At 48.0% G+C, this 25,704-nt stretch carries 21 protein-coding genes; 8 read left to right on the top strand and 13 right to left on the bottom strand.

Annotated elements, in window-relative coordinates:
- Window positions 1-201: 201 nt before the first annotated feature.
- Together F458_RS0105780 and F458_RS0105770 are read left to right on the top strand one after the other, a co-directional pair.
- The gene (locus F458_RS0105780) at window positions 202-2,418 is read left to right on the top strand and encodes a GspE/PulE family protein (RefSeq protein ID WP_156824193.1); all 2,217 of its coding nucleotides are present in this window, start codon (window positions 202-204) and stop codon (window positions 2,416-2,418) included.
- 231 nt (window positions 2,419-2,649) lie between these two features.
- Window positions 2,650-4,350, top strand: coding sequence for a potassium/proton antiporter (locus F458_RS0105770; RefSeq protein ID WP_018982440.1), 1,701 nt, complete (start codon window positions 2,650-2,652; stop codon window positions 4,348-4,350).
- A gap of 2 nt (window positions 4,351-4,352) precedes the next feature.
- Here the strand turns inward: F458_RS0105770 and F458_RS0105765 are convergent, their stop codons facing one another.
- Window positions 4,353-5,111 carry a sugar-binding protein gene (locus F458_RS0105765; RefSeq protein ID WP_026294531.1) on the bottom strand — a complete coding sequence of 253 codons (759 nt, stop codon included), beginning with the start codon at window positions 5,109-5,111 and terminating at the stop codon, window positions 4,353-4,355.
- Window positions 5,112-5,389: 278 nt separating this feature from the next.
- On the opposite strand from F458_RS0105765, the gene F458_RS0105760 reads away from it, so the two are divergent.
- Entirely contained in the window at window positions 5,390-5,956 is a 567-nt protein-coding gene (locus F458_RS0105760; RefSeq protein ID WP_018982438.1) for a hypothetical protein, read from the top strand.
- On the opposite strand, the gene F458_RS0105755 is transcribed toward F458_RS0105760, so the two are convergent.
- Window positions 5,949-9,794: a helix-turn-helix domain-containing protein gene (locus tag F458_RS0105755; protein ID WP_169334829.1), complete on the bottom strand. Its 3,846-nt coding sequence runs from the start codon at window positions 9,792-9,794 to the stop codon at window positions 5,949-5,951. The two genes, F458_RS0105760 and F458_RS0105755, sit on opposite strands and share 8 nt — an antisense overlap.
- Before the next feature lie 235 nt (window positions 9,795-10,029).
- Here F458_RS0105755 and F458_RS20645 point away from each other — a divergent pair, with 235 nt between their 5' ends.
- Window positions 10,030-10,197 (top strand): hypothetical protein, encoded by a 168-nt coding sequence (locus F458_RS20645; RefSeq protein WP_018982436.1) that lies wholly within the window; start codon window positions 10,030-10,032, stop codon window positions 10,195-10,197.
- On the opposite strand, the gene F458_RS0105745 is transcribed toward F458_RS20645, so the two are convergent.
- From F458_RS0105745 to F458_RS0105735, 3 genes are read right to left on the bottom strand one after another with little or no spacing between them, the layout of a single operon-like run.
- Complete coding sequence (locus F458_RS0105745) at window positions 10,189-10,695, bottom strand: HAD family hydrolase (protein ID WP_018982435.1); 507 nt, start codon at window positions 10,693-10,695, stop codon at window positions 10,189-10,191. The two genes, F458_RS20645 and F458_RS0105745, sit on opposite strands and share 9 nt — an antisense overlap.
- An 18-nt stretch (window positions 10,696-10,713) precedes the next feature.
- Window positions 10,714-11,970, bottom strand: coding sequence for a Y-family DNA polymerase (locus F458_RS0105740; RefSeq protein ID WP_018982434.1), 1,257 nt, complete (start codon window positions 11,968-11,970; stop codon window positions 10,714-10,716).
- The gene (locus tag F458_RS0105735) at window positions 11,958-12,374 is read right to left on the bottom strand and encodes a S24 family peptidase (protein ID WP_018982433.1); all 417 of its coding nucleotides are present in this window, start codon (window positions 12,372-12,374) and stop codon (window positions 11,958-11,960) included. The genes F458_RS0105740 and F458_RS0105735 overlap by 13 nt, the downstream gene beginning before the upstream one ends.
- 90 nt (window positions 12,375-12,464) lie before the next feature.
- Here F458_RS0105735 and F458_RS0105730 point away from each other — a divergent pair, with 90 nt between their 5' ends.
- From F458_RS0105730 to F458_RS0105720, 3 genes are all read left to right on the top strand, one after another.
- Window positions 12,465-12,758, top strand: coding sequence for a YebG family protein (locus tag F458_RS0105730; protein ID WP_018982432.1), 294 nt, complete (start codon window positions 12,465-12,467; stop codon window positions 12,756-12,758).
- Window positions 12,759-12,836: 78 nt separating this feature from the next.
- Complete coding sequence (locus tag F458_RS0105725) at window positions 12,837-13,550, top strand: ATP-binding cassette domain-containing protein (protein ID WP_018982431.1); 714 nt, start codon at window positions 12,837-12,839, stop codon at window positions 13,548-13,550.
- Entirely contained in the window at window positions 13,547-14,845 is a 1,299-nt protein-coding gene (locus F458_RS0105720; protein ID WP_018982430.1) for an ABC transporter permease, read from the top strand. Before F458_RS0105725 ends, F458_RS0105720 begins: the two co-directional genes overlap by 4 nt.
- Here F458_RS0105720 and F458_RS0105715 read toward each other — a convergent pair.
- The 8 genes from F458_RS0105715 to F458_RS0105680 all read right to left on the bottom strand — a co-directional run bounded on the left by F458_RS0105715 (window position 14,842) and on the right by F458_RS0105680 (window position 24,967).
- Window positions 14,842-16,425 carry a methyl-accepting chemotaxis protein gene (locus F458_RS0105715; protein WP_018982429.1) on the bottom strand — a complete coding sequence of 528 codons (1,584 nt, stop codon included), beginning with the start codon at window positions 16,423-16,425 and terminating at the stop codon, window positions 14,842-14,844. The genes F458_RS0105720 and F458_RS0105715 overlap by 4 nt on opposite strands.
- 432 nt (window positions 16,426-16,857) lie before the next feature.
- Window positions 16,858-17,952 carry a methyl-accepting chemotaxis protein gene (locus F458_RS21150; RefSeq protein ID WP_018982428.1) on the bottom strand — a complete coding sequence of 365 codons (1,095 nt, stop codon included), beginning with the start codon at window positions 17,950-17,952 and terminating at the stop codon, window positions 16,858-16,860.
- A gap of 154 nt (window positions 17,953-18,106) precedes the next feature.
- Entirely contained in the window at window positions 18,107-19,627 is a 1,521-nt protein-coding gene (locus tag F458_RS0105705) for an ATP-binding cassette domain-containing protein (protein WP_018982427.1), read from the bottom strand.
- Window positions 19,624-21,228, bottom strand: coding sequence for an ATP-binding cassette domain-containing protein (locus F458_RS19125; protein ID WP_018982426.1), 1,605 nt, complete (start codon window positions 21,226-21,228; stop codon window positions 19,624-19,626). The genes F458_RS0105705 and F458_RS19125 overlap by 4 nt, the downstream gene beginning before the upstream one ends.
- A 9-nt stretch (window positions 21,229-21,237) precedes the next feature.
- Window positions 21,238-21,351 carry a cytochrome bd-I oxidase subunit CydX gene (gene cydX, locus F458_RS20395; RefSeq protein WP_018982425.1) on the bottom strand — a complete coding sequence of 38 codons (114 nt, stop codon included), beginning with the start codon at window positions 21,349-21,351 and terminating at the stop codon, window positions 21,238-21,240.
- Between the two features lie 8 nt (window positions 21,352-21,359).
- Entirely contained in the window at window positions 21,360-22,496 is a 1,137-nt protein-coding gene (gene cydB / locus F458_RS0105690; RefSeq protein WP_018982424.1) for a cytochrome d ubiquinol oxidase subunit II, read from the bottom strand.
- Window positions 22,493-24,070: a cytochrome ubiquinol oxidase subunit I gene (locus F458_RS0105685; RefSeq protein WP_018982423.1), complete on the bottom strand. Its 1,578-nt coding sequence runs from the start codon at window positions 24,068-24,070 to the stop codon at window positions 22,493-22,495. Before F458_RS0105685 ends, cydB begins: the two co-directional genes overlap by 4 nt.
- Before the next feature lie 129 nt (window positions 24,071-24,199).
- The gene (locus F458_RS0105680; protein ID WP_018982422.1) at window positions 24,200-24,967 is read right to left on the bottom strand and encodes a sulfite exporter TauE/SafE family protein; all 768 of its coding nucleotides are present in this window, start codon (window positions 24,965-24,967) and stop codon (window positions 24,200-24,202) included.
- Window positions 24,968-25,163: 196 nt separating this feature from the next.
- Between F458_RS0105680 and F458_RS20055 the strand changes: the two genes are divergently transcribed.
- Window positions 25,164-25,604: a VOC family protein gene (locus tag F458_RS20055; RefSeq protein WP_018982421.1), complete on the top strand. Its 441-nt coding sequence runs from the start codon at window positions 25,164-25,166 to the stop codon at window positions 25,602-25,604.
- The last annotated feature ends 100 nt before the right edge of the window (window positions 25,605-25,704 follow it).

The raw sequence follows: 25,704 nt of genomic DNA, 5'->3' as shown, positions 1-25,704 counted from the left end.
TGTGGGAGGCCCGGCTAGTGGCGCAGACGGCTGTACATTAGCACTGAGTGTCGACTAAAAGATTGCTGCGTTCATCCGATAAGTATAAGGTGAAGATTATTCTGACAAATTCTATTAGTAAATGAATTCCTGCTCTGAGCTTTGCTTAACGCAGGTACAATGATTCGACAAAACGACGGCGCAGTTAGCAGATTAGTAATGATGATAAACAGTGACCAGCATAAGCTGGATGAAATAAGTACAACCCTGAGTAACCACTCAACCTTAATGGGCGCATATTCTGAACTGGAAAAAATACTATTATCGTTATTTGATGCATCTCGCATGAGTATTTTTCAGCGTCGTCGCCAACATCAGGATTTGGTTGCCCGTTTTAAAACCGGCAAGGAAACCACGGAAATCAAGGTTCCTATCAGCCCCTTATCCATTGCCGGGTATGTTGCCCTGGCACAGCTACCTGTTCTTATTAGCGATCCCTATGACACTAATGAACTGGGCAGTGTTCATCCCCGCCTGCGCTTTGCGGATAAGTTCGATAAGTCCAGCTCCTTTAAAACCCACAACATATTGTGTGTGCCTATACTCAATGCAGGCGTGCTGCTGGGTGTAATGCAAATAATTAATAAAAAAAATGGCGCATTCGACGATACCGACCTGGATCTGGCCAGACAAGTCTGTGAAATTCTGGGCCAGAAATTTCGCTACGAACTCGGTGGTACAGCCAACCCTTTCGACTCTTTGTTGCACCAGGGATTGATAGAAGAGCGCGCACTTAAAGAGTTACTTGATAGCTCGCAGGACCACCGTCATGTCGTACAACGCCTGATGACCGAATCCCGGTTGTCAGAAGCCCAGATTGGCAATTCACTTTCAATACACTACCAGGTGCCGTATCTGCCATATCTACCCGACAAATACCATCTTTATCAAAATGACAGTAAGCTGAATCTGTCTTATCTGAAACGTAACGTAGTGGCAGTGATAGCCGACGTTCACGATAATCCCATCGTACTAATGGCGGAACCCAACAATGCGGCCCTGCTCATGGAAATCGAAAGCGCCATGGGGATTGATGCCTACGACATTGCGGTGGGTCTGCCCACCCAGATTCTTCAGTATCTGGGTGAAGGTAGTGGCGGCGCGGCGCCCGGTGAGATGAGTGAAATTCTGGATGAAATTGGCTCATCGTCTGATGAGAATGATGAACAAGCGGATGAGTTGTCGGACGATGCACCAGCAGTAGTTCGCTTGGTCAGCCGCATTTTACAAGATGCCAAACGACTAAATGCGTCGGATATTCACGTGGATCCGGAAAAGTCCGGCCCCACCCGTGTGCGTATGCGTATCGACGGCGTCTGTCGCGATATGAATCAGATCCCCCGCGGGCACCATAGCGCAGTGATAGCGCGAATCAAAATCATGTCCAATCTGAATATCGCCGAAAAACGTGTCCCTCAGGATGGCAAGCTTACATTTGGTATGAATGGCCAGCCCGTTGAAGTGAGGGTAGCGACTATTCCTACTGTCGCCGGTGAAGGTGTAGTAATGCGTATACTGGCCTCTGGTGGCGCCATGCCAATTGATAAAATGAACCTCGCTCCGGCCAACATGGCGCGCCTGGAAACTATGATCAAAAAGCCGCATGGTATATTGCTGGTAGTGGGCCCAACCGGTTCCGGTAAGACCACCACCCTGCACGCTGTTTTAGGCTATCTGAATTCACCGGATAAAAAAATCTGGACAGCAGAAGACCCGGTAGAGATTACCCAGGCCGGACTACAGCAGGTTCAGGTGAGCCCTAAAATTGGCTTTACCTTTGCCAACGCGCTGCGAGCATTCTTGCGGGCCGATCCGGATATCATTCTGATTGGTGAGATGCGGGACAAAGAAACCGCCCATGCCGGTATTGAAGCTTCCCTGACGGGTCACCTGGTGTTATCCACACTGCATACCAATTCAGCACCTGAAACCATAACCCGCTTACTTGATTTAGGCCTGGATCCGGTGAACTTTTCCGATGCCTGTGTAGGTATACTGGCTCAGCGCCTGATTCGGACGCTTTGTAGCAACTGCAAAGAAACCTATCCTGCCAGTCAGGAAGACATTGCGTTTATTCGGCGTCAGTACGGTGATAAACACATCGATGAGCTTAATTTGCCCGAGCCTTTGATGCTGTATAAAGGTGCCGGCTGTGATGAATGCGGCGGTACCGGCTACCGCGGACGTACCGGCGTTCACGAACTATTGGGTATGACGCCAGAGTTACGTTCGCTTATTTACAAAGAATCCAGCGTTGCAGCGATGAAGTCCCAGGCTATGAACGATGGCATGCGTACACTGGTACAGGATGCCTTATTTAAAGCAGTTAAAGGCGATACTGATATCGCTCAGGTACAGATAATCAGCGGCGCAGAATAATCTTACCGGGTAGTTTCCTGCCTGGTAAGACAGGTGATTTACCACGCTGAGAGTTGCTGCTTTCAGCGTCAACTTATATTCAGTTAAACCTAAATTCCCGGTTAGGCTTATACATGTTTGTTTATGGCAATATCACGCTGCAGGATCGCCTTGCCCCGCTGTCTGCACGTATGTCTAGCCGCTGGCATATTGCTAATCTTTTGTCGCTTCTTACCAGTTAGAGAATCGTGTATGTTTGCTGTCGATTTTGAAATCCTTATTGCCGCTTTACTACTTTTTGCCGGCATACTGTCCAGTAAACTATCACCCCGTCTCGGCTTACCCATGCTGGTGTTATTTTTAATTGTCGGCATGCTGGCTGGCGAAGCCGGGATTGGCGGTATACAGTTTGATAACGCCACCACAGCGCATGCGTTAGGCACGCTGGCGCTGGCTGTCATACTTTTTGATGGGGGGCTGCAAACCTCTATGTCGGCCATCAGGCTTGCCTGGAAACCTGCATCTTTGTTATCGACCGCGGGTGTGGCGATTACTGCCGGTATCACCGGGGTAGCTGCTGCATATATTCTGGGTATTCCCTTATTGGTAGGGCTCTTACTTGGCGCTATCGTAGGCTCTACCGACGCTGCTGCTGTTTTTTCTATTCTGCGAAGCGCTGGTATTCATATAAAACCACGCCTCAAATCGACCCTGGAAATTGAAAGTGCGTCGAATGATCCCATGGCTATTTTTCTGGTGGTCGGCTTATTAGAGCTTATTACCGGAGACATGACCCTGGGCCCGGATATGGCCCTTCTATTTATTAAACAAATGGGTATCGGCGCCGTCACCGGGCTTTTTATTGGATGGGTTGCCATCAAAATGATCAACCGTATTGAACTTATCGCTGCCGGTTTATATCCGGTTCTAATTGCGGTGTGTGGCGCTATCGCATTTGGCGCAGCGGCATCACTGGGGGGCAGTGGATTTCTGGCAACATTTATAGCCGGTGTCATTATTGGCAATAGTCGGTTTGTATTTCAGCAGGCCACATTCTTGTTTATGGACGGGCTGGCGTGGCTTAGCCAGATTGCCATGTTTGTGATGCTTGGATTGCTGGTCAATCCACCACTTTTACTTGATGTATGGGCAGAAGGCCTGGTAATAGCTATTATTCTGGTGTTTATCGCCCGCCCTTTGGCAGTCGCCCCCCTGCTTGCCTTGACCGGTTTTTCCGCTCGCGAAACAACGCTGATTTCCTGGGTGGGGTTACGTGGTTCTGTCCCTATTATCCTGGCGATTTTTCCTTTACTGTTTGGGATAGATGAGGCTGGCCTGGTCTTCAATGTAGTATTTTTTGTGGTACTGCTGTCAGCAACCGTGCAAGGCTCAACCTTACCCTGGGCTGCTCGTAAACTCAAACTTACCCAGTTGCCTCCGGCCTGCCCCGTTAAGCCTCTGGAAATACCTTCGCTGGGCGGGGTGAACGCAGATATTGTAGAAATTGTATTGGGCGAGCGGTCACGCGCCTGCGGCTATACTCTGCAAGCTCTACCGCTACCCGAGGGCGTTAACATCGTGATGTTGGTCAGGGATAAAAAAGTGCTCCCGCCTCAACCCAGTACTAAGTTGCAGCCTGATGACCATCTGTTTATTACACTGAGGCCGCAATTGCGTGCCTATCTGGACGCCCTGTTTCACTGCAGCGAAGAATCAGTGGATACGTCGCTGCATACTGCGGTTCAACTTTCCGCGGACACGCCACTAAGTGCCCTGGCCTATTTTTATGACGCGCCGTTTGCCGAAGATGACCACAGACTTGCCGCCCACTTCCTTGAAGAGCATCTCACAGAAGTCGAAGCCGGTGCGCTGGTTGAGCAGGCCCATTGCTCATTGGCAGTACATACTCTGGAAGAGGGCATTATTCGCCAGGTTACTTACTCCCCGGGTTGACATTACCATGCCGTCTTCGGTTTAAGCTCCAGCTTCCCGAACACGGAGGCGTCAATATAGCCGCGGTTTTTATCGCCATTTACCGGTTCTATCGCATGGGACCCGATAAAATGTTCGCGCGTATCGCTGCCATCGTTATCGCAATAGGCCAACATAAATCCAATGATTTTGTTAGCTTTCAGGTTTACCGGATCGCCGGGAGAGGCGGTGTTAAATGTATCAGGGTAAAGCTTAACAGCCACCTCCCAGACAATACGGTAAGGCGATTCTGTTTGGCGTGTCCATTTACTCGTTACGTGATCGTTAAGCAGGATGACGCTGTTGTCGTTTTGCGCGTTACCAAAGTCAGCTACATTACCATCCAGGGCAATATGGTAAGCGAACGCATTGAAACTGTATAAATGGTTGCCACCAGAGGCATCTTCATCGATAAAAATTTCCAGACAGTCATCGTCCCAGTATGCGTCCTTTGGATCAGGATGGGTATCAATGAGGACATCGTCAGTGATCTCTGCCAGCAAATACAGATAGTCTTCATCCCAAAGCAGCTTGTATCGTCCTGAAAAATCTTCGCTTGTCGGCATATCACCTATGATGTGGTGGTCCAGCGCGTACCAGTCAGCATGTTGCCAGTCTTTCTCTTGCGCCTTTCCATCAATGGTAATCTTTGACGTAGCCGGGTATACAGGCTGTGGTGAAGACACTGCCTCGGCAGAACAACTGGCACTAGCCAGCAATAAAAGTGGAAATAAGCGGTTCATGGACGTCCTTTTGTTAGCAATTGCATAATTTTTACAGAAGTTGTTGTCAAAAAGTGTCAGCTTTTTAAACAGTTTTCCATCGTGCACTTTGGCCACTTTTAAAAGACTAAAAATTGTACTTGTTTTTCAGTTTGTTAAGTGGAATTGCCAGCTGTCAATTTTTTGGCACTGTCAATGCATCAATATTAAAGCGGTGAAGGACACAATCGCAACGGTTTTCGAAAACACAGACTGACATGAGGGCGGTGCTGTTTTGATAAAACAGCCTGATACGATAAATGACGCTTAATCAATTACCTGCTTATGCTACATCTTTAGTCCAGGCTCAGCGTGAAACGCACGTTTCTACGGAAGCAATCCCGCGCACTGCACGCATACCATCCGGCTCTGGCCTCAATACTGATGCGGAAGGTCAGCGCGAACATAGCCATCAGAATGCCCGGGCATATCATGATGCATTAAGATCTTCTCGCCGTCGTCGTAAATATGATACTCCGCAAGTGTTACGTAAAGATAGTACAGTCACTTCATTGCCTGAAAGGCAGTGGAAAAATGCAGCGGCTGAAGAAAAACGCTGCCCTTCTACCGGGATTTATACTGACTGCGGGAATGACCATAATGTCGATGCGACCATTCAACAGCTACGTGACAAAGCGTTGATGCTGCAGTTAGTTATAATGAATAACCCGGGTGGTTTTTTTAGTGCGACATCCCGTACGCTTCTTGAGCGCTTGAAACATATACAGCATGTTTTGCAGCGCGAGGTGGAACACGAGGCAGAACGACTGAGACATTACCAACCCAATACAGATCGTTGTGGTAATCTGATTGATGAAGTCAGCTAGCGGGCGCTTCCGCGATACGATCCTGGTACTGGCTTGGCGTTTCGTTACAGCTGGCTTTAAAGCTTCGGCTAAAATACGAGGTTGTATTAAATCCCACTTCGTATGCGACTTCCGTAACCTGGTGTCCCTGACTCAACATAATTTTCGCCCGATGGATACGATATTCCTTCAGGGTTTCGCTAAAACTCATTGCAAAAATAGCCCTTAACTTTCGCGACAATTGCCTATCACTCATCGCCAGAGCGCTGGCGGCCTCGAGTTTGCCAAATCCTTCCTCTTGATAATGCGCTGCCAACAGATTAATAAACCGTGTGTAGAAAGCCTGATCCCTGGCGTTTTCGAATTCGGGAATAGCGAAAGGTGAGAGGGCGTTGACGCTATTTTTCTCATGAGAACTCCGAGCATGCCGGCCCACCAGGTTATGAACAGTATAGCGTAATTCACCAATATCAACCGGTTTGACCAACACATTGTCAATACCAAGATCAACACACTTTTGCATTATATTGGTCGAGGGCACTTCGCTGATAAGCAGAAAAGGAATATGATTAAACCGACTGTCGGCCTTCATTGCACTTATTAGCTGGTACCCATCACAATAGGGCATGTTCGTGTCGCTGATTACCAGACAGGTTGGCACAGCTGCCATAACCTGTAATGCATGCTTACCATCAGTTGACTCAAGACAGTTATAATCTGACTTTAGTGCATCAGCAAGATACTGACGCATGTCGGGGTTGTCCTCCACAATCAGAACAACTGGCCGATTAGTTTCTACCCGGGGCAATTTGGGTAATACTTCCGTGACCGCCGGAGCAGAAGCGCTAAGCCCTTCAGACAGGTTTATAAGCGGCAGATAAACAGAAAAACAATTGCCTTTAACCGGGTCGCTATCAAGCCCGAACCAACCTGCATTGGCCAGTGTAGCTTCTCTTACCAGCGAAAGCTTAGGCGACCAATCCCCCTCTGTTTTATCCCCGTAGCTGGCCACATTATCAAATATACTGGCTTGCTCTTCCTCGCTCATGGCGGGCTCTGAATCGCGTATCTGAATAACCAGGTGCAGTGCCTCACACCGAGTATGTAGTGCTATCTCAGTCCCTTCAGTACATCGCTCTAAAACGCTGGTAACCAAGCTATAGAATATTTTTTCCAATGAGCCAGACAATAGGGTAATAGCGCCGGTAGCGCGCAACCGCGTCGACAAACAAATATTCTTTTGGGAAATTACCGGCTCAAGATTAGCCAGCAGCCTGGGGATATGTTGCCTTATCTGGTAGGTCTGTTTTTTGCGCTTTTTAGATTGCTCCAGCTGTTCTATTTCAGTCATCTGGTTGATAAGAAGATGCAGCCGCTTTGCATTTCGAGCCATTACATTGATGCGCTGGCCATTGCCGGTATCATTTGGGTTTTCCTTAATGTACTGCAACGGCCCTAGTATAAGCGCCAGCGGCGTCTGTACTTCTCTGGCGACCTTAAGGAAAACCTGATGCTTGCGGCTTAAGAGCGTTTTTATGTACGTTTGCGTATGAGTAAGCTCGTGACGTTGTTCATCGACTTTACCAGACAACGCCTCACTCTGTGCATTCAAACGCTTTTTCAACGCGCGAATTCCAAAGCTAAGTACAACAATAAAAATAAGTATATAGCAGATAAATGCATAGAGAGTCAGCCACCATGGCGGGGCGACGTGAATAATAAGCGAGTTGATTGGGTTTGGTCGGTTGCTGACCTCGAGAACAGTCCTACTTTGGAATATATGTTCTCCCGGAGATAAATCGCTAAAAATAACTTCACTCTCATTACTATCAAGTGATACCCATTGACCATCTATACCATGCATTCGATACTGAATTTTTAGGCTTTCATAATCCAGATAATTTGCCACACCCAGTCTGAATACAATTGAATCTTTATCTGATTCAACTTCCATTTTAGTAGTACCTTCAGAAAAAAGGCTCGTTTCACTGAGATGAGTTTTCTTTGACTCTTCTTTTTTATTTATCGATATCGCTGAAAAAATATGAACCGGCGAGGAATGGTTAAGATACTCTTTGATACTTTCTCGAAGTGAATTGTGGTTGATTATATAAATAAATCTATCGCCGTAAACAGTTGAAATACTGCTCGTAGATCGGATTGCATCGTATTCAAAATCGTTATCTGAAATGCCAAACGTGCGGTCTAGCGGGACAGTGATATCTTTTTTGCTATCAACGTAAAACAATCCTGTGTTAGTGGCGACCAATAATTCCGAGCCAGAAATGCTTCCAATGCCTCTCACCACGCTTTCTTTCAGGATGGCATTATCATACTGGCTATCCTTCTCTGCTATTTTCAATAATGCTCCCTCTGCAGAACAGGTCCACACTTGCTCGTTTGGGTATATATGTATGCAGGCAGTATTCCAGTCCAGGCCTTCGAACGCTTTTTTAAAAACTACTTCTTTATCAGCATTTATCTCTGCGTGATATCCTCCCTGACCAACAACGCCAACATAAATAGGTCCTTCTAAATTATTATTCGAAAGTAGGCTTACCTCACTGACAAAAGGTAAAGGTAATGCCTTACCGTGCTGAAAGCGATAAAGGTTGTTTCCCTGTTTAGAATTTACTACTAAGAAACTTCCGTTTTCACTTAAAGCCGTATCGGTAACTACTCCATTAATTTGGCTTTTTGCAAATATGTTTTCTTTGCCAAGAACCCCTAGAGTACGAAGAGACACACTATAGACATTTCCATCCTCATCAATAACATCGACGCCCTCCGGGAACATTGAAAGAATCCAGGTTTTTTTCGTTGTTGGTAGAGTTATGCGTTTTGAACTATTACTGCTAGAGTCATAAATCGTTACTGCTTTGGGGCTTGTGTACCAAAAGCTGGTTTCGTTTTTAAACGCTATATCGTTAACCAGTCCCGTTTCTATTATTTTATTGTGATTTAAGATTTGTAAGTCGGTTGCATATTCTGGAATAACAAACAAGCCACGCTGAGTATCAGCGCCATAGAGATTACTCTGTTCATCGAATGAAAAACGCCACACGATTTCAACAAAAGCAGTTTGAAATGATGGAAACAAGTGGGTAGGAAGTTGCAACAGCTCACGGTCTTCGTCTACCGTAAACAATCTTTCTGCGGCCACCCATAACCTGCCATTTGGTGCTCTTTTGATTTCATAAACGGGCTCATTCTGCTCAATTCCAATATCTGATGGTCTTGCTGTGACATGTGATATATGGTTACTTTTGAGATCAATACGATGAAGCCCTAAGTCAGAACCAATAAATAAGTTATCTTCTTCTGCATAGAGAGCTGTTAATTTGCTTACTGCGGGAAAGAATTCTTCTATAGAATAGGACACCAACCTTTTTGTTAATTTGTTATAAGCAAACACGCCTTTTCGTTCTTCAATCCACCATAGTTTTTCCTTATGAACATCAAAAGAAATAATATTGCGATTTCGGCCTTCTAATATTTCCGACAGCGCACTTACTTGCTTGCCTGACTCTAGATTGAAAGCAGTTATGTCACTACCGGTGTTAATAAAAATAATCTTATTACGAACTTTTAGGCTCCAGGCCCTGGCGTGCAAAGTATCTGGAACAATCTTCAAGCGCTGGGGCTCCGCAATACCCGGCCACAATGTATAAATTCCGTCGCCGTAAGCCACAAAGACTAAGCGGCCATCTGATAGCGCCGAAACCTCAGTTATAAAGTTGCTCTTGATTATTGAACCCGGAGCGGACTTTGAAATATGAATGACTTCATTACCTATAAGCCCGAATAGGCCGTTTTCAGATCCAAGCCATATACCTGTAGATGTGACTTTTACTGACAAAATAAGTCCAGTCTTATAGTCGGAAAACGCTTTTGTTACTTGCAGGGGAGTTGTGCTGAAGGCGGCAACACTTTTAGATAGCAGCACTATTAAAATTGGGACAACCGGAAGAAGATACCGCATTGATTACATCCTTGTCCTGATATTGAAACATAGAACTTCAAGCGTTCTATACTAAGACTCCAGCTTCCATTGGAGGCTTTTCAACGACATATTTTAAATATAGGGAATGTATATGAAAAAAGGTATTAGCCAAAAGTTGAATACGCTAACGCAGAACGAAATAGAAAAAGTCTCAGGTGGCTTGGTTTCAAAACAGCACTTTGTTGTTACCCATTACGATGAACGCAATATCCTTCCAAGGCTTCCTCCAATAGGCAACCCCAAAGGGCCTTCAAACTAATAAAAATCGCATGCCCGCGCGCTCCGCAGCAATGCGATCATACTCAAAGTCACCTACATACAGGCAGCGGCTGGGGCAAAACCCCCACTCCGCTGCGATATTGAGTAACGCTGTGGGGTCAGGTTTTGGCGGGGCATCTTCGCGCGTTAGTATTTTAGCAATTGGAATTTGATTTGTTTGTATCTTTATCCTGGTCGCTGGCCGGCTGTTGCGGGTAACGATAGCCATTGGCACACCCTGTTCCCGGGAGGCTTCAACCAGCGCTTTACCATTGCTAAGCCAGCGCGCGCCCCTAGCGTCACTCAGTTCCTGTTCAATAACAAATGCAGCCGCCTTGTTTCGCAGCGTCTCGTCACTGATTTCATCAATAAAAGTAAGAATATCCACCTCGGCGGGACAACCAATCTCTTTTCGGATTTGCGTAAAGTCCAAACTCGATTCCACCAGCGTGCCATCTAAATCGAAGATAACACCGTCAACATTTGCAAAATCGATCATATTTTTCTACCCATCCGCTTAACAAAGAATTTTTGGAATATCGCGCCAGTTCGTCGTGTAGTGTGGCGAAAGAAAATTTCGCTTCATTGACCACTTTACGTCAACCCCTTTGGCCGCGACGCCTAATGTATTCTTACCATAACGACGGTTAATCAGGTCCATGCATTGCATTAATTCTGGTTTAGATTGACGTGATTCAAACAAGTCTGGCTGAATCTGATCCTGCGTACAGATGTCAATCGCACCTACACCACTTTTGTGAAATCGAATACCTGGCTGATAAATCTCACGGGCAGCCTGTGTAGTGGCGCGCACCAGACTACTGGTGTCATTTACCGGATAGGCGAATGTATGCTGAACTGACTTGTGATAATGCCCTTGCACCGCGAACGGATTGGCGTGAGCAAAAACCGTTATCACTCTTACCATGCTATTTTGTGCCCGCAGTTTTGCTGCCACCCTTTCAGCATGCCAGGCCAGTGACTGACGTAGTGCAGTTAAATCGGTCACAGGAATACCAAACGCCCGGGTCGAGAAGGTCTGCTTTTTCTCGGTAGGTAAACTGGTCCAATCAAAACAGGGGGTTCCGTTAAGTTCCCTGATGGTGCGTTCGAGTTCAACCGAGAATTGAGCTCGCATGGATCTGGGATCAGCGGCTGCTAATAATTTTGCTGAAGTGATTCCCATATCATTCAGCCGTTTAGATAAGCGTTTCCCTACGCCCCAGATATCATTGGCTTGCAGCTGCGCCAAAACACGATCTAAAACACTGTCATTTACAAGAATTGCTTTGCCCCGGCCGGTTTTACGTTTCTTAGCAACATAGCTAGCCACTTTAGCTAGCGTAGGGGTCAAGCTAATGCCTACGCTTACCGGCAATCGCAGCTCCTGATACACCGCCTCTTTTATTTTTTCTGCGTATTCATGCCAACCTTCCTGAGGCACCCACTCACCAAAGTCTAAAAAGCACTCGTCAATACTATAAACATGCTGACGGGGCCCAAAACGACCGATGATTTGCATCATCTTGTTGGATAAATCGTCGTACAGCTCGTAGTTAGACGAGCGGATGATTGCATTATGTGAGCGCAGCATATCCTGCACCTTGTAATAGGGACCAAACTTTTTTACCCCCAGCTGCTTTGCCTGGTCGCACAGGGCACATATGCATCCATCGTTGTTGGTCAGCACGACCACCGGTTTATTGCGAATGGCCGGGTCGAAGACTTTTTCTGCCGCAGCATAGAAACTATTAGCATCGACTAACGCAAACATTGCGCTAACTGCCGGGTGTACCGATGCAGACGTACAGAACGAATCACAATCCCTTCCTCTTCAAAAGTGTCGCCTTCTCGAAGCTTATGCCCGTACTGATTGCTGCCTGGTGAAAGCAGTGTGTGGGTATTGCGATCGAACAATTTACACACAAAACTGCCATTAAGGTTAGCCACTACAACATCCAGGGGAGAGGCTATCGCAGCACGGTCAACGATGAGCAGATCGCCATCAAAAATGCCTACGCCAGTCATAGAATCACCGCTGGCCTGACCGATAAATGTGGCGGTGGGATGCTCAATTAGCAGCTCATCCAGATCCAGCTTGAGCTGACGGTACTCCGCCGCCGGAGACTCAAAGCCGCTAATTCCAGCCTGTGCAAAAACAGGAATAACTTTTAACATACTGCATATCTCAGGTTGCGTTTTATACTGTTTGTATATACAGTATTTGTAGTTGTCTCGTTAAAGTCAAATTATAAATCGGAGTGCATCATGGCGATTACCGTACAGTATGTCGTAACACATAAAGAGGTTGAAAAGCTTGTGACCACTGATAAAAAAGCTGCAGATCAGTACGATAAGATGCTTGATACTGCTGACAATCTGGCCGGATTCATGACGGCTATGGGAATTAAAATGGAAGAGGCAAAGATGGAAGAGCTATCCATTTTGCTGTCAAAAAATAAGGATAAAGTAGGCAAGCTGCTAAAAGGCACAGCGCTTAAAAATGTGCTTGAAGACGGCAGTGCAGATGTGGTGACCCTGAAAGCAGGAAATGAGAACTAAGCACAAACCGTTGTGGCGCTTTTTTTATCTCACAAGAGTTGTTATAACAGCAGCATATTTTTATAACAACTGAACCGAATGACCGAACCTGCCCAGATAAAAAACGATACATCCGCTGATTTGGCAGTTTGCATGACGGGCGTTACCTTTGCCTACGACAAATCAGCGTTGCCGGTTATTGATATAGAATCCTGGGAATTGCCCAAAGGCCGACATATTTTTATCTCAGGCGCTTCGGGTTCAGGTAAAAGTACACTGCTGAATCTTTTGACGGGTACGCTGCAAGCGTCATCCGGCAACATAGAGTTACTGGGAAAACCCTTTTCAAAGCTATCCGCTCGTCGTAAAGATGCCTTTAGGGCGCAAAATATCGGTGTAGTATTTCAACAATTCAATTTGATTGGATATTTAACCGTTTATCAAAATCTGGCTGTAGCTGCTTATTTCGCGAAAAATCAAACCGTGGATGTTGCAGCGAGAGCGACGACCCTGCTTAATAAACTGCAGCTTCCGACTGATGTGCTACATAAACGTGCAGACTTGCTAAGCGTGGGACAGCAGCAACGCGTCGCTATCGCCCGGGCTCTTATCAATGAACCTTCGCTGGTCATTGTTGATGAGCCCACATCGGCCTTAGATGCTGATGCCAGAGATAAATTCATGCAGTTATTGTTAGAAGCAACAGCACACAGTGCTGTTATCTTTGTCAGTCACGACAAGAGTCTTGCACAATACTTCGATGAACAAACAGATATGTCCTGCCTCAATCGGCCCTCTGGGAGCCCTGTATGATTGGTAAAATTGCACTAGCCAGTCTAAAACACCGTCGCACTTCTGTGCTCTTAACCCTCATTTCTATTGTAATAAGTGTGAGTCTGTTACTGGGGGTTGAGTTTATCCGTGGTCAGGTAAAGCAAAGTTTTACCCGCACAGTGTCAGGGGTCGATTTGATTGTTGGTGCGCCCACCGGCAATCTTAATTTATTGCTGTATTCGGTGTTCCATATGGGCAACGCGACCAATGGCATTAGCTGGGAGCAGGTGGATAAGCTTAAACAAAATAAGCTGGTAGACTGGGTTATTCCTGTTTCTTTGGGTGATAGTCATCAGGGCTACCGAGTAGTGGGCACAGATAATCGTTACTTTTCTCATTATCAATACGGCGATAAGCAGAGTATTCAGTTTGCTAAAGGCGGGCCTTTCACAACAAAGCGGTCAGCAGTGGTTGGCAGCCAGGTAGCTGAAGCATTAGACTATCAGGTTGGAGATGAGATCGTTATCGCACATGGCCTGGGTAATGTCAGTTTCAAGCAGCATGATGATCATCCATTCAGGGTAAGCGGCATCTTGTCACCCACCGGTACGCCTATTGATAAAGCGGTGCACGTTACTTTACAGGGCGTGGAAATGATGCATGAGAATGCACGGCGAGGCACCTCGCGATCTATGCGTATACAAAAGCCTGAGCCTGAAGCAGCGCTGTCTGCTGAAGAGCCCGAACATGCCCATCACGAAGATAAACATGAAGCCGCTCAGCTAACTCAGGTTACCGCCATTTTTGTAGGGTTAACCAGCCGGGCGGCTGCCCTTCAATTGCAGTATCAGCTAAATCAGAATAATGAGGAGCCGGTACTGGCAATTCTGCCCGGCATGGCACTGTCACAGTTGTGGCAGCTTATGGGGGGCATCGAGAAATTATTGCTTGGCATTTCGGTACTAATATTAGTTGCCTCATTGATTGGCCTGATAACCATGTTGCTGGCCAGCATGCGGGAACGGCGCCACGAGATTGCGGTATTACGAGCCATGGGGGCGGGCCCGGTGGCCATTTTATGGCTGGTTCAGACTGAAGCGCTTTTGCTGGCACTGGGTGCATGCCTGATAGCCCTTGGACTCGACTCACTATTGTTTGTCGGCCTAAAAGATTTTCTAAGCACAAAGTTTGGTTTATTCATCACCGGCAATCTGCTCACGGTTAACAGTGGCGTAATCATTATCTGTGTATTGGCCGCCACCTGGCTATGCAGCTTTGTACCAGCGCTGGCGGCTTACCGCCAGGCCTTGCATGCTGGGTTAAGCCAGCGTTAATCGCCCACTCTGCCGGCACTGGAAAAACGGGTAATTACAGAGTTAACCTGCGCCACCGTTTTGCGTAATTGCTCGCTGGATTCCAGCGATTGCTTAGACGCTTTTTCTGTATCCTGAGCGCCATCAGCAATATCCACAATTTGTTGATTAATGTGCTCGGCAACGCTGCTTTGCTCTTCGACGGCAGATGACATTTCAATAGTCTGGTCAGCAATAATACTGACCGCCTGGTTAATTTCAGCCAGCGTGGTGCGCGTCTCTTCCACGGTTTCAGCACCGCGGGTAGCAGCATCCAACCCGGCATCGGAAACACGCACTGCTCGCTCGGACCGCTCTGCCAGAATTTGAATAATATTATGAATTTTGTCTGTAGACTCTCGGGTCTTAGACGCTAAAGAGCGCACTTCATCAGCAACAACTGCAAAGCCTCGCCCTTGTTCACCGGCTCTGGCTGCTTCGATTGCTGCGTTAAGGGCTAACAAATTAGTTTGTTCAGCAATAGTTGAAATAATACTGGCGGCCTCGCCTATATCACTGGTGGACTGAGCTAACTCCTGTACTGTTGTCGCAATGGACTGTACAGCCTCTTTCAGCTCATTGATTGACTGTAACGCCATATCCGCTTTGTTATTACCATCTTCAACATTTTTGGATGCCTCGCGTGCACTACTGGCATTTGTCTCGACCCGCTGAGCCACCTCATTGATAGCTTGCGACATTTGGTGTACTGCCGATGCTATTTGCTGAGTAGCCTGGTTTTGTTGAGCCACCACACTACTAGCACTAAGAGCCTGGTCGTGTGTGCTATCGGCAATGCTATTAAGACCATTTGCGGCATCTTCAATCCTGGTGAGAGCGGTACGGGATCGAGCCAACTCACAGCCTAATACCAGTTTAGCTCTGGCTTTATGGCCCACATCTGAAAAATAAGTCTGTGCGACTGTTTGATCGCTGAAGCTTCCCGGACTAAGTCCGATAAGCGCTTCCCAATCCTTGCGTTCGCTCCACCGAGCCCACAAACCAGCAATTATAAAGCCAGCGGCACTGGCTGCCGCCGGCAGGGATCCACTGATGCCACCGACTATTCCTGTAGTAATAATTCCTGGCACTAAATACGGCAAGCTATCGACCAATAAGCCCTTACCTGCTCGCCCTGCACTGGCAGCATTCTTGTCCTGTCTAAGGCGCTGATAAACCTCCTCTGCTCGATTTATTTCGGCGGGCAAGGCTGGCACACGTACCGATTCATAGCCGACAATTGCACCATTTTCATAAACCGGTGTTACAAACGCAGAAACCCAGTAATGATCGCCGTCTTTACGGCGATTTTTAACCAGGCCCATCCAGATATTTCCGGACTCGAGGGTTTGCCACATTTTTTTAAATACCGCCTGTGGCATGTCGGGATGGCGAACTACATTATGATTTTTCCCCACCAGCTCATCTTTCGCGTAACCACTCACCTCGATGAACTGCTGATTGCAATGTGTGATAACGCCGCGATTATCTGTTGAGGAAATAAGACGATAGTCGGTTGGAAAACTATATTCCCGATTTGTGACAGGCTGGTTATTTCGCATATATTATAGTCTCCGTCCTTCCTTGAAAGTTGTTACCGGCAAAGCGCTGACCAGCTTTACGTCAAAGCCAAACTGATCGTTGTTTTACCAAAATGTGCTCAAATGTGAGAGAGCCGGGTTACCACTCCTACGAAGTGGTGAATCGTAGAACTACTAGCGCGGTAATGTGTTGAAAAATTACTCGTCGTGTCAGGCCATTATATCGGCCACCTACGTATTCTAATAAGTATTCAATTCAATACATAAAAGTGAATGCATATACAGAATCACCACTACAAAGGTGGCGTAAGTATAGAAAAAAATGAGAGTTTTTAAAGTCAGGGGAAAGAAATGTTGTCATAGCCAGGCTGGGCGCCTGGCAGAATGTATATCTATTGAAATATCGAATGAGGGTAGATTGGGAAAGACCTGCGTCTGCCCTAACCGTTATTATCAGCGCATTACTTCGCCGGCGAGACGGTCAAGTAGCGTCATCGTCTCCTGACTGGCCTGCTCCATTTCATCAATAAGACGATATGCTTTTTCTTTGTCATTATTTTGCATAGCCACTAACGCTTCTGTGCCAGCACGGTGCACTTTTGCATGGGGGATATCCAGCCGCGTAAAAATCTCACTCTGTGCAATGGGTTTACCCGCTTGCTGTTGATACCATTGTCCCAGGCGGCATGTGCGGTGATCCGCAAAGTCATCAGCGTGTTTTTGACTGTCGCCTTTGATTACCGCATAAACCTCACTTTTCCAGGCAACGTGGTCAAGTTTGACCGTCTGAATAAATGTCTGGTGAGCCGCCACAGTAATAGTTTGCTTCATGCTGCCGCAAAAGGTGACCATCTTATCGTAGTCCTGACTAAGATCATCCACCCCCGAAGTCAGGTGGCTATTATTATCCTGAAGCTCTGACACCGCACCAACTGCCGCTTTCGTTGACTGAATAATTCCCTTGACCAGCTCTGCCACCTCGCTGGCCGACTTGTTTGTTTCATTCGCTAACGCCCGAACTTCATCAGCGACCACACTGAACCCGCGCCCTGCATCGCCGGCACGCGCTGCTTCTATTGCCGCATTAAGCGCCAGCAGGTTGGTCTGGTCGGAAATACTGGTAATGGTACTGACAAACTTGTTGATACTATCGGCAGTATCCGAAAGACCTGCAATCCGCTCACTCATCTGCCCCATCCGATTATTGAGTGCTTCCATCGCCTGACTGATGCTTTTCAGTGAGGCGGAGCTAGAGGTGACCAGACTATCAATGTCATTCAACTTATGGGTTTCATTACTGATAACGTCATAAGAATTCGCTACTGTTTCGCGAATGCCGACGACCTGATGCATTGATTCCATCAGCGCAGATGTAAGCATATCGCTGGCGTCTGCGTCAGTCTGTTTTTTCAACACACTATATCGGCTGCGTTCCTCATCCAATGCAGTTTCAAGATTGTAAACTTTATCTTGTAATGCTGCTTTTTCCGCCTCAAGGCGGGCTATCTCTTGTTGTTTTTCGTCAAAGGAAGATTTTAAGACGAACATAACCGCCTCTTAATAAGTAAATGATGTCAGATGATACTGACAGGGTTAAGAAAAACCTATTGGTCAAAAGTCCCGAATTGGCACCCACAAGCATCAGGTCGTAATATGTAAGAGGTATATCGGCTTATCAGAGGGTTAACTTTACTGTTATTTTTCAGATACTCGCCTGCTGATCAGTAACGGTCAGCCCGCTATTCATAACGACAGTGCAATCCACCCTGAGCGACGACGCACGGATGTGGGTTGCAATAACAATGAGATGGGTGTGAGATAATGTATTAAAAAGACTGACCAGCTTGCTACGGCTAAAAACATCCAGCCCCTCAAAGGGCTCATCCACCAACAAGACTTTTTTATTGGTCAATAGTGCGCGGGCAATAGCCAGACGCTTACTTTCGCCGCCGGATAATGTGCGCCCGCCAGCACCCAGCCACTGACTGAGTTCGGTTAGGTAGCCCAGCCCGACGCTTGCGAGCACCTCCAGCAACTTATCATTACTGCACCGACGCGCCGGGTCAAGATTGTCCCGCAGCGTAGCCTGCAAAACCGTGGGCGCCTGCTGAACATATAGCCAGGGCTCAACAAGGCCCTGAGGCAATGACAATGTATCGCTGTATTTTTTGCCAAAAAAGGGAATTTCCCCGGCCAGCGCCTGTAGCAACGATGATTTACCGGTGCCGGAAGGGCCACTTACAGTAACAATACCGCATTGGGGCAATACAGTATCCACCGGCTCCATAGGCCGTCCGCGTGCCGCGAAGCGCTGTAACCGTATCTTCCCCACAGGCGCGGTGATAACAGGCACATGGCGCAGAGATAAATCTGACAGTGCCTGGCGCGCCTTATTAAAACGAGCCGCAAAAGTAGCCGTGGCCGCAGATCGACCTAACCAGTCTGGCGCTGCCAACAAAATCATCGGTACAATCATCGCCAGAGGATTGTGCAAAACGCCGGCAGCGGGCCAGGCAACCATGATTATCACCATCAAAAACGCCAGCGCCTGAATAGTCCAGACGGCTTTTTCGGACAGCGACTGTAATCTATTTTCCAGTGACCAAACTGGCATCGCCGTAGGTCGGTTATGCTGACCCGGCGCGTACAAATGCCATAATGAACTGGTCCGCAAATAGGCTTCACTGCGTTCAGCCAGTGCCTGTTCAGCCAGAACCTGCTCGGCCGCCACATCCAGGCTTTTCACCACCACGCCAATTGTAATAGCCAGCCACACCATTCCCAATACCACAATAAAAATGGTACCGGGTAACACCAGATAAAGACCTGCTGCCAGCAGCGCCGGAAGCACGATAACGGCCGTGGCAACCTGAGCAATACAGGCCACCCATACCGATGCGACTGTCTCCGTATGTGCACTTAGCGCCTCAGCCAGTTGCGCCCGGCGTGCAATGCGATGATGTAACAGACGACCAAACAGACCGTCCCGTAATACCGCTGTGCGCGCCAGTAAGTCTTTGTGACCTACCCACATATGCCCGTAACCGGATGCGATGCGAATTAATGCCAGCGCTCTGATTGCCACAGCAGGTAACATATAGTTAAACCCAATCGGTGCGACTGCACAGGCGGCAATAAACCAGGCTGAAACCACCAGAATCGACAAGCCCGCGATACCATGCAGGACAGCCAGACATAAAGACACCCACGGCGTTGATTTCATATATTTTCCTGAACCTGACGAATATGCTGATCCTCAATGTGCCAGATAGCCGAGAACCAATCTTTTTTCAGTGATTTGTGCGACACCCATATGACGGTTTTGTCCTGACAACAGTGTCGAATCAGCCTGCATATGTTGGTATGCTGATCTTCTGGTAAATGCGCTGTTGGCTCATCAAGTAACCAGACCTGTGCATCTCTTAACAATAACCTGGCGATGGCAAGCCGTTGTAGCTCGCCGCCTGACAACGCGGGCACATCGCCCATCAGTGTGTCCAGTCCCGCCGGCAGATTACTAATGGCACTGCCCAACCCCACCTGCTGCAATTTGTGGTACAACTGACTATCGGGATAGGCGTACCCAAGGCATAAATTTTCACGCAAGGTTCCGGGTAAAAAAGCGGGTTGCTGGGTTAGCAATACTGCTCTACCAGCCAACTTATGAGAGGCCTGACGAAAACCCGCAAGCGCCTCAAGTAGCGCAGTTTTCCCTGCTCCGGAAACCCCGGAGACCTGCACCCAGTCTCCAGGAGTAATTCTGAGCTCTTTGGCTTTAAGCAAGGGCATCTGCATAGTAAAATCTGATGCGCTAAAGCCGCTAAATATTTCCGGGGTAGACTTGTCCATCACTGTCGGCCCAAGCAGTCCTGCCAACGCCTCACTGGCTGCTTCAGCCTGCGCTTTTTGGTGATAAAACTGTCCCAGCTTTTTAAGCTGGCTAAGTAACAGTGGCGTAGTTAGCAGCACCCACAGACCTGAAAAAAAGGTTACCTGAGGGCCCATCTGTAATTCTCCCAGCAGGCTGAAGCCGATATACACTGCGATGAGCGCTACGGCCAGGGTTGAGAAGAAATCCAGCACCGTCGAGGATAAGAATGCCACGGACACCACTTTCATCGTGCGTATATTCAATGCCAGACTGGCATCTTTAAGATGTTGTTGCTGTACGACGTGTGCGCCAGTACCTGCCAGTACGGGAAGTGCCATTAACCGGTCGGAGAACAAACTTCCCAGACGGGTTAAAGCCGTGAACTCCCGGCGGTGAAGGTACGCGGCTCCCTTACCCACCACAATCATAAACAAAGGCACTACCGGCAAGGTCAGCAGTAACATGGCGCCGATAAAATAATTCATATAAAAAATAACCGTCAAAGCAATCAGCGGCACAATCACTGCAACATATTGTTGCACGCAGTAATCTGTTCGCCAGTTGACGATGGCGGGGATATGTTTTTGCCACACCAACTGCCAGTGATAAACCGGCCTGGTTCGCACCAGCGCATGCTGACGAAGCATGAGCTGCTGACTGAAACACTGTTCAAGAATGTACAGTTGACGGGTTCGCAACCGGTGAGCCAGGTGCTGACCTATCCCTTCTAGAATCCAGTGACCAGTTAACATAATCGCCAGACCAGCCGTTATCAGTGAATCTGCAGGCTGACCAGTGACAATCCACTGGTCGGCGATAGAGGCAAAAAAACCAAAGGCAGCGATGAGCATCAACGCCTTACCCACGCTTACGGCAATAGCAGGTGTCAGCCCCGGCAGTGCCACATGACTAAGCTCTGCATCCAGCCACTGCTGTAACGGTGATTGCCTCATTTTTCTGCCTTACGCTTGGTTATCGCTACGGTCCATATCTTCGGTAGATTCCAGCCACATTGCATTGATGATGCCGAATGCACAGGCCAGAAGAACCCCCAGTATCCAGGTGAAGTACCACATAATGTCTCCTAATAAATAGCGTGTGATTTATCCAGGTCGTCTGATTTGAGACGCCCCCGCATGACATAAAACCCGTAAGCGGTATACCCCAGCACCAGAGGAACAAAGATACAGGCGACAACAAACATAATTTTTAACGTCATCAGACTGGACGTGGCGTCCCACATTGTCAGGCTGGCATCAGGCATTACTGTGCTTGGCATCAGAAACGGAAACATCGAAAATCCTGCGGTCAGTATGATGCCGCTTATCATCAGGCTGCTGCTGACAAAAGCCCAGCCTGGCCGTCTTGCTTTTGAACACCCTGCGCACATCAGCCCACCAACAATACCAAGCAGCGGTGCAACGACCATCCATGGGTAGGCGGCGTAATTGTTCATCCATGCTCCCGGTTCCTGAACCACCGATTTAAGCAACGGATTAGACGTGCCCTGGGTATCCAGCGAGGAGGTAATAACAAACCCCTCGATGCCAAAGGCAATCCACAGGCCTGCCACAATAAATAGCGCTACTGTTGTCAGCGATAAAATAACTGCGGTAGCCCGGGCCCTCACTTCCACAAAGCCATCTGTTTTCATTTGCAGCCAGGTGGCCCCGTGATTTAGCAACATAGATACCGACACCAGCCCTGTCAGTAGCGCAAAAGGTGTTAACAGTCCGAAAAAGCTGCCGGTATAAGTTGACTTAAGGGTGTCATCAAGCTCAAAGGGGACACCCAGAAGCAAATTACCAAATGCCACACCAAAGATGAGCGAAGGGACGATTCCGCCGGCAAACAAAGCCCAATCCCAGCCTTTGCGCCATTGGGCATTAGGTAGTTTACTGCGGTAATCGAAACCAATCGGCCGCATCCATAATGCAATCAGCGTAAGCGCCAACGCCAGGTAAAAGCCTGAAAAAGCGGTAGCATAAATCATCGGCCATGCCGCAAAAATCGCTCCTCCGGCGGTGATGAACCAGACCTGATTGCCATCCCAGTGTGGACCAATCGTATTAATCATCACCCGGCGCTCTTTGTCGTTATGCCCAATGATGGTGAGCAGGGCGCCCACGCCTAAATCAAAACCATCTGTGATGGCAAAGCCAATCAGCAACACCCCGACCAGGCACCACCAGATAATTCGTAATACTTCGTAGTCGATCATGCTCTTACTCCTTCATCAGTGCTCAGTCCAATGGTGTCATTGATGTGGTCATCATCCTCGGGCGGAACCGGCCCTTTTTTGGCAAATTTTTTCATTAAAGAGAAGGCGATAATGAACATGACTGTATAAAACACACTGTAAAGCACCAGAGTAGTTACCACGTCAGATACACTGAGATTTGAAACTGAGGTATGCACCGGCAGTACTTCGGCGATTGACCAGGGCTGACGACCATATTCAGCAACGAACCACCCGGCTTCGCAGGCAATCCAGGGTAGCGGTAAACTATACAGGGAGGCTTTCAGCAGCCAGCGCGGCTGGGTGATTCGGTGTTTGGTACTGTAATAAAAGGCAGCAATGAATAGCGCCAGCATTAAAAAGCCGCATACCACCATCAGCCTGAATGACCAGAACAAGGGTGCTACCGCAGGAATACTGTAGTCCACGGCTTTAGCCAGCGCGGTATCGGTTGGGTTAGTAATGTCGGTGGTGTAGGGCTCCAGCAGCATAGCGTAGCCAAGGTTGTCCTTATGCTGGTTAAACAGCGCCGTTTCCTGCTCACTGGCCTCGCCTTTGCGTACCTTGTCCAGTTGCTCGTAGGCAATGACGCCAGAAAGAATCTTTTGCCGATGCGCTACTTTAAGATCTTTTAAGCCTGTCACTTCCTCATCCAGTGAGCGAGTGGCAATAAGCCCCATCAGCCAGGGAATTTTCACAGCATACTCTGTTTGTTCTTTTGCCTCATTGGGAAGGCCAAAGAGTGTAAATGCGGCAGGGGCCGGGTGGGTTTCATACTCCGCTTCTACCGCGGCTAATTTGACTTTCTGTACATCGCCCAATTCATAACCGCTTTCATCACCAAGGACGATAACCGATAGCACAGAAGCAAGACCAAAGCTTGCGGCAATGGCAAATGAGCGGCGGGCGAACGCAATATGTTTGTGGTTAAGCAAGTAATAGCTGGAAATGGCCAGCACAAAGATGGCACCAGTCACATAACCGGCAGACACCGTGTGGACAAATTTTACCTGAGCGACCGGATTGAACACGACCTCCGCAAAACTGGTCATTTCCATGCGCATGGATTCAAAGTTAAATTCAGCGCCCACCGGGTATTGCATCCAGCCATTGGCGATGAGTATCCAAAGCGCAGAAAAGTTTGAGCCCAGGGCCACCAGCCAGGTCGTCATAAGGTGCTTCACCTTCGACATTTTGTCCCAGCCAAAAAAGAACAGCCCGACAAATGTGGATTCCAGAAAGAATGCCATCAGCCCTTCAATGGCCAGTGGCGCACCGAATATGTCTCCTACATAGTGAGAATAGTAAGACCAGTTCATACCGAACTGAAACTCCATAGTCAGGCCGGTCGCAACCCCGATGGCAAAGTTTATCCCAAACAACTTGCCCCAGAACTTTGTCATTTCCCGATAAATTTCTTTACCGGTCATTACATATACTGACTCCATGATGGCAAGCAGGAAGCTTAAGCCCAGAGTCAGTGGCACAAAAATGAAGTGAAACATGGCAGTCAGTGCAAACTGCCAGCGCGATAGTTCAACTAACGTATCGCTCATGGTGTGTCTCCTTAGTACAAATTCAGATTCTCAAACGGGCATGAGAATCCACTGCGCTAAGTGGACCACAGATCAAAAAAGCAATACTTGATCTAACGCAAATGTTCCGAAAAACCAGATAACAAACAGTCAGTAAAACAGGGTACAGCCAACCTGATACAATAAACGCAGAGCCAACAGCGTAACTATCCATTTAAATGCACGCTTAAAATGCCCGGTAGGTATTCTCACCAGCATTTTCAGGCCAACCCATGTTCCCAGCGTACCGCTGATAACCATTGCCAGGATTAAAAACGCCCACTGGTAAATAGCGAACCCTACGAAGGTGAACACCACCCCCTTGAGGGCGTGCTGAACCGTCATGCATGCTGCAAATGTTGCCGTTAACCTGAGCTTGTCATCATAGTTTCGGTGGATAAAAGCCGCTACCAGAGGACCGGCAGCCCCTACAAACATAGAAATTAACGTAGTAATGCCACCGGCAGCAACATAGCCACTTGCCGAGGTTTCGCGGATGTCGGGCTTCGGACCCCACACCAGAAAAAGAATAAACGTTGCCACCGCCAGTTGTATCCAGATAACAGGCAGCTGAACAATCACAAACGATGCTACGATGGCACCTGCCAGCGCTCCTGCAAGAAAGTAACAAAAGACGGCTCTATCCAGGTGCCGTACTGTCATTAATGCCCGATTGCCGTTCGCACCGAGTTGCACCAACCCGTGCACGGGAATGAGCGCGTGCACCGGTACCGTTGAAGCCAGGACCGCTAACAATAATACGCCCCCTCCAACTCCCATGGCCGCGGTGAACAGCGCGGTTACAAAAGCGGTAATCATTAAAACCAGAGCGGTCACCAATGAAATACTGTCAAAGGCGGTCAGGTAGTCGGCTAGCATCATGCATCCTTGTGTTGGCAGCGCCATATAGTACATAACTACGCAATCTGTCTCATAATGCTTATTTGTGACGTTTTGAAAATTGGTTGAGTGTAGATGCGCATCAAATACCTGGGTGTAAAAAAATGTACCGACGTGCGCGCTGGCTCAGGGCTACAATTTTGCCCTGGCTGGTGCATATTCTTAGTGGTGCGATATGAGTGATAACTTTATTTTTTCGTCGTTTATTCTTCTGGTTGATGATGAAGAGGAAGCAAGTGCCTTTTACATCGACAAGCTTGGCTTTACCCGGATAGACGATAGACCACGCGCCGACGGGTCACGTTGGGTTACTCTGGCCCCGGCCGAAGGCAGCCCGATGCAAATTGTACTCAAGCGTGCCGTGACTCGTGATGAACAGGCAATGGTCGGACTGCAGGCTGGAGATGGTATTATTGGCACCCTTACAGTCAGACACCTGGCCGGCCTGCGCATCATGCTCACCAAATGTGATGTGCATGTGACGGCTTCAACCTTCGAGCCGGATGAGACTAAAGCATTTGTGATCTCTGACTTGTATGGCAACCGGTGGGAGTTTGTTCAGGCCAGTACTGCGGCATGTACCAATGATAACTTGCCATTAGCGTCAGTGAGTTAACGGCGCTGTCCTGCGCCTTAACCTGAGACTGCACGAAACCCAATATCGCCGATTAGAGCGGCTGGATGAGCAGGCGGAAGATATCCTTTGTGCCTGCCCT

It is taken from the genome of Salinimonas chungwhensis DSM 16280 (genome assembly GCF_000378185.1).
In the GTDB taxonomy this organism is placed as follows: Bacteria; Pseudomonadota; Gammaproteobacteria; order Enterobacterales; family Alteromonadaceae; genus Alteromonas; species Alteromonas chungwhensis.
The sequence above is the reverse complement of the archived record's forward strand: the minus strand, read 5'-3'. Positions and strand labels throughout refer to the sequence as shown.